The organism is Pedobacter sp. ASV12 (assembly GCF_016429155.1).
In the GTDB taxonomy this organism is placed as follows: domain Bacteria; phylum Bacteroidota; class Bacteroidia; order Sphingobacteriales; family Sphingobacteriaceae; genus Pedobacter.
Map to the genome: position 1 here is coordinate 53,358 of NZ_JAELUC010000013.1, position 8,610 is coordinate 61,967.

Genomic DNA, 8,610 nt, shown 5'->3' on the forward strand with positions numbered 1-8,610 from the left:
ATTATTCGCTAATTCTCGTTAAAGGATGCCCTTTGCTTTCATGAAAGCTATTTCAGCTTCAAGCAAGTGCTTAGGGTCGTCATCAATTGCCGGAGCACTGATGTTGGTTTTGGTTACATTGATTTCATCCATAATGTCTACAAAGTTTTTGTAGTTGGCACCCGAAGTCGGTTTTACCAAAATGATGATATCTCTGCCTGTCTTATCCTTTACTTCTTTTTTGTTTTTTAATAAAGATGCCCTGATGTCTGAAAATCCTTCGATAGTTGGCGCCGTGCTACCAGCTTTTCCCATATACCAAGCAATCCTATCGTTCTTTCCTAGAAGAATTGTCATGGTCTGAGATTCTCTCACCTCTAATCTATTTTCATCTTTCGCATCCTTATCTGGTTTTGCAATATCCATTGCAAGTGGCTTTGATAGCGAAGTGGTCAACATAAAGAAGGTAATCAATAAGAAAGCCAGATCCACCATCGCTGTCAAGTCAACCTTGGTCGATTGTTTCTTGCTTCTTACTTTGCCACCTTTTTTGCCACCCCCGCCGGAGGTATCTAATTCTGCCATAGCTCTTTTTTATTGTGCACCGGCTTCGGCCGATGTAATTAAACTAAATTTGTTGACTTTTTGCTCCTGAAGTACGTCTACGATCTTTTTGATCACCGGATATTCTTCTTTTGCGTCGCCCTTGATACTTACGCGCATCTCGGTTTGGTGCAATTCGGCCGTAGCTCTACGGGCTTGTTCAATCCATCTGAACAAATCGTTGTTTCTCGTACTGTCAACCGGAACACCTTGAAACTGCGCCTCGAATTTGGTACGCTCCTCGCCGTTCATTTTAATGAACTGCTTCAGGTTGCCGAAAGGTACGCCGAACGATGAAATCACACCAAAACGGTTGATTTCTTCTGGGGTGAACTTCATGCTGTACAATTCAGCCATTTTCTGCAAAGTCAGCATTTTCACGTCCTTACCGATAATCTCGACAAAAACCTTTCCTTTACCGATGCTCAAGATTGTCAAATCCTTATCTGGTACTTTAAACTGTACCGAGGAAGAAGGCGTCTTGATTTCCAGTGGGTCTGGCTGACGTGAAGTTGCCGTTAAAATAAAGAAAGTCAACAGCAGGAAGGCTACGTCGCACATGGCGGTCATATCTACTGCGGTACTCTTTCTTGGAACTTTTACTCTAGGCATAATATAAAAATTATAATATTTTAATTAATGATGTTAATTCTTCCGGTTTTCCATAAAGCCGGTAAAAAAAATTAAAATAATTCTTATTTATGGGTACTAGCGTAAGTTTGGATGATGCTGAAACCAGCTTCATCGATAGCATAAGTCAATTTATCGATTTTCGAAGTTAAGATGTTATACATGATGATCGCAAGCGTAGAAGTACTGATACCAGTAGCTGTATTGATCAATGCCTCAGAGATACCTGTTGCCAAAGCCGCTTGATCTGGAGCACCTGAGTTAGCCAAACCACCGAAGGCCTTGATCATACCTGTTACCGTACCCAATAGACCCATTAACGTACCTACTGATACCAAAGTAGCAATGATGGTTAGGTTTTGCTCCAACATTGGCATTTCCAATGAAGTAGCTTCTTCGATGTCTTTTTGGATAGCCAAGCATTTTTGATCGGTGTCCATGTTGGCCTCTACTTCCATCTCGCCATATTTTTTAAGACCAGACTTGATTACGTTTGCCACAGAACCTTCTTGTTTATCGCACTCTGCAGCTGCAGCTTGGATATTACCAGCGCTCAAAAGCGATTGGATTTTTTTAACGAAAGAATCCAAGCTTCCTTTACCTGTAGCTTTGCCAATAACAATTAAACGCTCAATTGAGAATACAAACACCATTAAAAGCATACCGATTAGGATAGGTACGATGAAACCACCTTTGTAAGCCATACCGCCATAGTTTCCTGGGTGTGGTAAAAAGCTGTGGGTATCATCATTGTAGAAAGCCAATGATACAGCACTGTTGTTTTTGGCCACATCAGGTGGAACATTGAAGTTTGAAGGCTTTCCTAATACAAAGATGAAAAGTGAAATACCGATAATAAGACAGATAGGGATTACCAGCGTTGCAAATAGATTAGATGCAGTTGAGCTCTCTTTTTTAACTGTTGTTGGTTTTGGTGCGTTTGCCATTTTTTTAGTTTTTTAGTTTTAGTACTTGTTTTTTAAACTTTAGATAAATTATTAAATCTTTTAGTAATACACACAACGCGTATCGACACTAATTGTTGCGTTAACAAATTTATAACTTTGATTTAAATTACAAATTAAATAATCGTTACACAATTAATTCGTTACGTTTTGCTATCCATCTTCACCAAGCGAACAGGGCATATAACTAAAAAAGATTGCCTATGGTTAGACAATCTTCCGCAATTAAAACTAAAAATTTAATTAAAAGCAAATTTTATGTAAAAAAAATACCTTAAACCACAGGCTCAACCACCTTGGGAAGCGCTTTTATGATGGCTTCATCAGCAAATTCCTCAAATTGCTTAAAGTTTTGCAAAAAGGCCGTAGCCAATTCGTTAGCCTTATGGTCATAAGCCTGCTTATCGTTCCAGGTATTGCGTGGGTTTAAGATTTCGGCTGGCACTTCCGGACAAGCATTTGGCATCAGCAAGCCAAAAACGGGATGTTCTACAAACTCGGCGTTGGCCAAACTGCCATTTAGTGCCGCGGTAATCATCGCCCTTGTGTAACCTAGCTTCATCCGTTGGCCAATACCGTAAGGTCCGCCGCTCCAGCCCGTATTCACCAGCCACACATTGACCTGATGCTTCTCCATCTTTTGGCCAAGCAGTTTGGCATACCGAGCCGGATGCAAAGGCAGAAATGCTTTGCCAAAGCAAGCCGAGAAAGTAAGCTGGGGTTCGGTAACCCCGGCCTCAGTACCCGCTACCTTGGCCGTATAGCCAGAAATAAAGTGGAACATGGCCTGCCCGGTAGTTAGCTTTGAAATAGGAGGCAACACGCCGAAAGCATCGGCAGTTAAAAAGAATATGTTCTTGGGCCCTTTAGCCACCGATGGCAATTGGGCATTGTCTATATAATGTATTGGATAGGCAACCCGTGTATTCTCTGTTTTCTCGATATTCGAAAAATCTACCTTGCGCGTACCCGGAAAGTAATTGGTGTTTTCGAGCAATGCTCCAAACTTGATGGCATTGAATATTTGAGGCTCCTTCTCGGCCGTAAGGTCTACGCACTTGGCATAGCAACCCCCTTCGAAATTAAATACGGCATCTTCGCTCCAGCCATGTTCGTCATCGCCAATGAGTGCCCTTTTTGGGTCGGCAGAAAGGGTAGTCTTACCAGTTCCTGACAGGCCAAAAAAGATGGCGGTATCTCCATCTGCACCTACATTAGCCGAGCAATGCATAGATAAAGTTTGCTTTTGTTGTGGCAAAACATAATTGAGCACAGAAAAAATACCCTTTTTAATTTCGCCAGTATAGGCCGTGCCACCAATAAGAATAATCTTTTTGGCAAAATTCAGGATCGAAAAATTGGCCTGCCTGGTTCCATCTGTAGCTGGATTGGCTTCGAAGGAAGGCGCAGCAATAATAGTCCATTCAGGCTGTGCAGGCGGCTCTTCCTGATCGTACCTTAAAAACAGGTTATTGGCAAACAAATTCTGGAAGGCATGTTCGGTAACCACCCTGATGCTGGTGCGGTAAGGCTTGCTGGCGCAGGCATAGGCATCGCGAACATAGATCTGCTTGGTGTTGAGGTGTGCCGTAAGACGGTTGAACAAAGAATCGAAATGCGCAGGGCTGATCTTGATATTGATATCGCCCCACCAAACCGTATCTTCGGTAACTTCATCGCAAACGATAAAACGATCTTTTGGCGAACGGCCAGTAAATTTTCCGGTATCCACTGCCAAAGCGCCGCTATCGGCCAGCGTACCCTCTCCATTCTTTAAAGCTTCCTGCACCAACTCTGCTACACTAAGCTGGTATTTAACTGTTTTGGCGTCTAATTTAAGATAGCTCAAATCAGGCTGCTGTACACTATTGTTGCTCATACATTTGGTTAATATGCTGCAAATCTAAACAGTTATTAACGCAAAAAACAACGCAATTTGGATAAAAATTTTACTTATTGTGGCAAATACACTAACAATTAAATAGCTAATTATCAGTTAATTAAAACCTAATTAACCGCCAGATTTTTTTACTTTGTAGCCTTCTTTTTGGAGTAGTAAAACGATCTTGTCGCGGAAGTCGCCCTGGATCAGCACTTCGCCATCTTTGGCACCTCCGCCAACCCCGCATTTGGTCTTCAGCATTTTGGCCAATATTTCCAGTTTTTCGTCGCTGCCCCTAAAACCGGTAACCAGGGTAACGGCCTTGCCCCCCCTGTTCTTACGGTCGAGCATTACCCTCAAATCTTGCTGGGCATTGGCTAATTCGCTGTTTTCCTCTGGCTCGTTGCTTTCAAAAACGAAAGACGGATCTGTGGAGTACATAATGCCTCCCAAATCGCTTAGTGTATTCTTCTTCGGCTTCATTTTTTCGATTCGCTACTTGGTAATGACATTCAAAGATAAAGGCAATATTTCAATATCGATGTCTTTGCCCATAAATGAGGGTTCGCCATCTAAATGGATTGCATCTTCTTTGCTTCTCCTGATTTTGATATGCTGCCCCCGGATAATTTCGACCATATCTGACCGATGGGTGCGCGCGCGCAACATGTGGTAGGCTAAGCGCGGAAGCTTATACAATGGAAACGGCTTGACGATACAAACATCTAAAAGACCATCGGTTATTGACGATGTGGGCGAAATGTAAACGTTATTGCCATATTGCGAAGAATTAGCGATGCTGATTACAAAGGCCTTGCGTGCATAGGTTTGGCCATCTATTTCTATTTCGTAGGCCTGCGCCTTATAAGAAGCCATTTCTTTAAGCCCCATTTCGATGTAACCTTTGAGGCCACGGCTTTTATTGCCGGCAAAAACGGCGCTGAGCTGGGCATCAAAACCCATTCCGGCCATGTTAAAGAAAGGCTTTCCGTTAAGTTTGGCTGTATCTATCTGTTTTACGTTAAGCGTATTGAGCAGCTGAATGGCTTTTTTGGTCTGCAAGGGTATCTTCAGGAAGCGCGCCAAACCATTTCCCGAACCCAAGGGAATGATCCCCAGCGTCTTGTCTGACTGAACTACCTTTGCCGCCACTTCGTTAATGGTACCGTCGCCACCAACGGCTACAATGACATCGAAATTCTTATTCGCCGCCTCTTCGGCCAATTCTGAGGCATGGCCTACATACTCGGTAAAACTGTAATTGGCATTGAACTTTGTCTTGTCCAGACAACGATCTACCAAAGCAGGTATCTTGAGTTTCTTTTTACCGCCCGAAATGGGATTAATGATGAATAAGATATTCGTTTTTAACAAATTGCTAGAATTAGGTTGGCACAAAATAATTGATATTTTTTGACTATTAATAATATATATAGTAATTTTGCAGCTGTTAAAAGTGGACTGATTTGCGATGCTATGCAAGTAGCGGGATTGCAACCACGTAAAAAAAAGTGCTAAAACCTTACTTCAATCGTTTTACCACCTGTTTACAGGACCATCAATCCATTTTACATAATAAGTTTATTTAAAAATTTAATTATTTAAAATGTCGTATTTATTTACATCAGAATCTGTATCTGAAGGGCACCCAGATAAAATCGCAGACCAAATCTCGGATGCGTTAATTGACAATTTCTTGGCATTCGACACAGAATCAAAGGTAGCTTGTGAAACGTTGGTTACCACTGGACAGGTAATTTTGGCCGGAGAGGTAAAATCTCAGACCTATTTGGATGTACAACAAATTGCAAGAGACGTGATCAAGAAAATTGGCTATACCAAAAGTGAATACATGTTTGAAGCCAATTCTTGCGGTATTTTATCGGCTATACACGAACAGTCTCAAGATATTAACCAAGGCGTAGACCGAAGCAACAAAGAAGAACAAGGTGCTGGCGACCAAGGTATGATGTTTGGCTATGCCACGAACGAAACCGACGACTATATGCCTTTGGCTTTGGATCTTTCGCACAAGTTGCTACAAGAGCTTGCTGCCTTGAGACGCGAAAACCAAGCAATCACTTACTTGCGTCCAGATGCAAAATCGCAGGTTACCTTAGAATATGATGACAACAATAAGCCAGTTCGTATTGATGCCATCGTAATTTCTACCCAACACGATGATTTTGACGAAGAAGGCAAGATGTTGGCCAAAATCAAACAGGATTTGGTCAGCATCCTTATTCCAAGGATTATCAAAAAATATCCGCAGTATGCGCACTTGTTCAACGACAACATCCAATACCACATTAACCCAACGGGCAAATTTGTAATTGGCGGCCCGCATGGCGATACTGGCCTAACCGGAAGAAAAATCATTGTTGATACTTACGGAGGCAAAGGGGCGCACGGCGGTGGTGCCTTCTCGGGCAAAGACCCAAGCAAGGTAGACAGAAGCGCGGCTTATGCTACGCGCCACATTGCCAAAAACCTGGTAGCTGCGGGTGTAGCCAGCGAAGTTTTGGTTCAGGTATCTTATGCTATCGGTGTAGCTCAGCCTATGGGCATCTACATCAATACTTATGGCACCAGCAAAGTGAATAAAACAGACGGGGAGATTGCCAAGATCGTTGAAGGCATTTTTGATATGCGTCCTTATTTTATTGAGCAACGCCTAAAATTGAGGAATCCGATTTATAGCGAAACCGCCGCCTACGGACATATGGGCCGTAAGCCTGAAACGGTAACCAAAACCTTCAAATCGCCAAACGGTGAAGAAAAAAAGGTTACGGTTGAATTGTTTACTTGGGAGAAACTCGATTTTGTTGACCAAGTTAAAGCTGCTTTCGGCTTATAAACACAAAAAGGGGCTAAAAAATAGCCCCTTTTTTTATACCATCTTTTTCATTAAATGGGAACGTCATTGCAAGGCCTTCCTTGATCGGGGTCGAAACAAACTGGGGCTGAGCCAAAATCACGACAGGCATAGCCCGAACAGCAACCAAATGCGTACGCATCAGGATTGTGCCCATTAGGTGCGCACCTTTCAATAGGTCCACCACCCCAAATTTTCTTCATTTCAGCTTTGCTGATTAGGTTATTTTTCCTCATAATTTCATGGTTTTATAAGTTAAATAACTAATATACAACTATTTCAACTTTGTTGCGTATTCACCTAACCCTATTTTTAGCTATACTTTAGCTACAACAGTTACTCTCACTAGTTAATTGTTGTAGTTAAAGACGATCCATTTGAAACTCGATTTTGTTGACCAAGTTAAAACCGCTTTCGGTTTATAGTGGAAGCCTCCGGAGTTAAATCGGGGGCTTTTTGTTTTTGTTCAATATTTTATCAACCGAACTAAAGCCGAAGCGAATCGCTTATCTTTAAAATAGCCTCTTAACCAAAGGTTACAATCGTCCTTACTTTTAACCAAAAAATTAAATCATGAAAAAGACCCTAAATCTGGGCAAAGCCCTAAGCAAAGCTGAACAAAAATCTATTCTTGGCGGCGGCAACGAATTTGTTGTAATCCAATGCAGCAATGGAGCCGTAGTTTGCATCTCTTGCGACGAAGGCGATGACTGTGGCGCCATAGCCGATGCGGCTTGCGCTGCAGCCGGCAACAGCGAAAGTTGAGTCCAACTCCATCCTTAAATCAGAACCGGCATGTAGAAGCAGTGCCGGTTCTGTTGTTTCAGCTACATTCCGTTTGCTTTCATAAAAGCACGTTCTTGCGCCAAAACGTTCCTGTCGTCTATAAAATAAGACTTCACATCGGCGACGTGCATTTCATCGATCACATCTACAAAGTTTTTATAGTTGGCCGAAGGGGTAGGCTTAATGACCACGACCATAAACTTCGATGCATCATGCTGATGCTGCTGGGCTACCTGTTGCTTGCCTTGCAAAATATATTTTTGAATAGTAGCCAGGCTTGCGGTATGCATAATCGCTTTAGATGCTTCGCCCATGTAATAAACCGCTTGGTTATTTTTGCCCAAAAGAATGGTCATGGTTCGCGATTGTGCCAGGGTAATCGGCTCATTACTATCAACCGGCTTTACAATTTCCATCGCTTTCATTTTAGCCAGGGAAGTAGTGAGCATAAAAAAAGTAATCAGCAGAAATGCCAGGTCGACCATGGCCGTTAGGTCTACATTTGGGGCTTGTGTTTGGGTTCTTCCTTTTACGGCCTTGCCGTTTTGTGGAGCAGTAAGTGTTGCCATATCTTGTTTAGTTTTAAACAGGATGACAGCCTGGCAAAAATTGCATAAAAAAAGCGGCTAAAAAATTAGCCGCCTTTCTAAGTATCATTTTTGGGTTATTTAATGGCTTCAATCACGCCACACCCTACCCGAGGCCCCGAATTACCAGTTGGCTGGGTAGTATAATCGTCGGTACCACCATGTACAATGATTCCACGGCCAATGATATTCTTCACATCACCTTCTTTTACGCTCCATCTATCTGCTGTCTCTTATACACATCTAAAATGGGGGGGGGGGGGGGGGGGGGGGGGGGGGGGGGGGGGGGGGGGGGGGGGGGGG

9 protein-coding genes and 1 pseudogene are annotated in these 8,610 nt (G+C 42.7%); 2 read left to right on the forward strand and 8 right to left on the reverse strand.

The window, feature by feature from the left end; genetic code table 11:
• Positions 1-18 precede the first annotated feature (18 nt).
• The 6 genes from JHD69_RS05735 to JHD69_RS05760 all read right to left on the reverse strand — a co-directional run bounded on the left by JHD69_RS05735 (position 19) and on the right by JHD69_RS05760 (position 5,433).
• Positions 19-564 (reverse strand): ExbD/TolR family protein, encoded by a 546-nt coding sequence (locus tag JHD69_RS05735; protein ID WP_199138215.1) that lies wholly within the window; start codon positions 562-564, stop codon positions 19-21.
• A 9-nt stretch (positions 565-573) separates the two neighbouring features.
• Positions 574-1,194, reverse strand: a complete 621-nt coding sequence (locus tag JHD69_RS05740) for an ExbD/TolR family protein (RefSeq protein ID WP_199138217.1) — start codon at positions 1,192-1,194, stop codon at positions 574-576.
• Between the two features lie 83 nt (positions 1,195-1,277).
• On the reverse strand, positions 1,278-2,159 hold the full coding sequence (locus JHD69_RS05745; protein ID WP_199138219.1) for a MotA/TolQ/ExbB proton channel family protein: 882 nt from the start codon (positions 2,157-2,159) through the stop codon (positions 1,278-1,280).
• A 292-nt stretch (positions 2,160-2,451) separates the two neighbouring features.
• The gene (pckA, locus tag JHD69_RS05750; RefSeq protein WP_199138221.1) at positions 2,452-4,056 is read right to left on the reverse strand and encodes a phosphoenolpyruvate carboxykinase (ATP); all 1,605 of its coding nucleotides are present in this window, start codon (positions 4,054-4,056) and stop codon (positions 2,452-2,454) included.
• Between the two features lie 132 nt (positions 4,057-4,188).
• Positions 4,189-4,542 (reverse strand): translation initiation factor, encoded by a 354-nt coding sequence (locus JHD69_RS05755; protein WP_199138223.1) that lies wholly within the window; start codon positions 4,540-4,542, stop codon positions 4,189-4,191.
• 12 nt (positions 4,543-4,554) lie between these two features.
• Entirely contained in the window at positions 4,555-5,433 is an 879-nt protein-coding gene (locus JHD69_RS05760) for a diacylglycerol/lipid kinase family protein (RefSeq protein ID WP_199138225.1), read from the reverse strand.
• A gap of 232 nt (positions 5,434-5,665) precedes the next feature.
• On the opposite strand from JHD69_RS05760, the gene metK reads away from it, so the two are divergent.
• Entirely contained in the window at positions 5,666-6,916 is a 1,251-nt protein-coding gene (gene metK / locus JHD69_RS05765; RefSeq protein ID WP_199138227.1) for a methionine adenosyltransferase, read from the forward strand.
• 591 nt (positions 6,917-7,507) lie between these two features.
• Complete coding sequence (locus JHD69_RS05770; protein ID WP_199138229.1) at positions 7,508-7,699, forward strand: hypothetical protein; 192 nt, start codon at positions 7,508-7,510, stop codon at positions 7,697-7,699.
• Positions 7,700-7,761: 62 nt separating this feature from the next.
• Here the strand turns inward: JHD69_RS05770 and JHD69_RS05775 are convergent, their stop codons facing one another.
• Complete coding sequence (locus JHD69_RS05775; RefSeq protein WP_199138231.1) at positions 7,762-8,289, reverse strand: ExbD/TolR family protein; 528 nt, start codon at positions 8,287-8,289, stop codon at positions 7,762-7,764.
• A 95-nt stretch (positions 8,290-8,384) separates the two neighbouring features.
• Positions 8,385-8,519: pseudogene (locus JHD69_RS20930) on the reverse strand (superoxide dismutase family protein); the annotation flags it as partial.
• Positions 8,520-8,610: the final 91 nt, after the last annotated feature.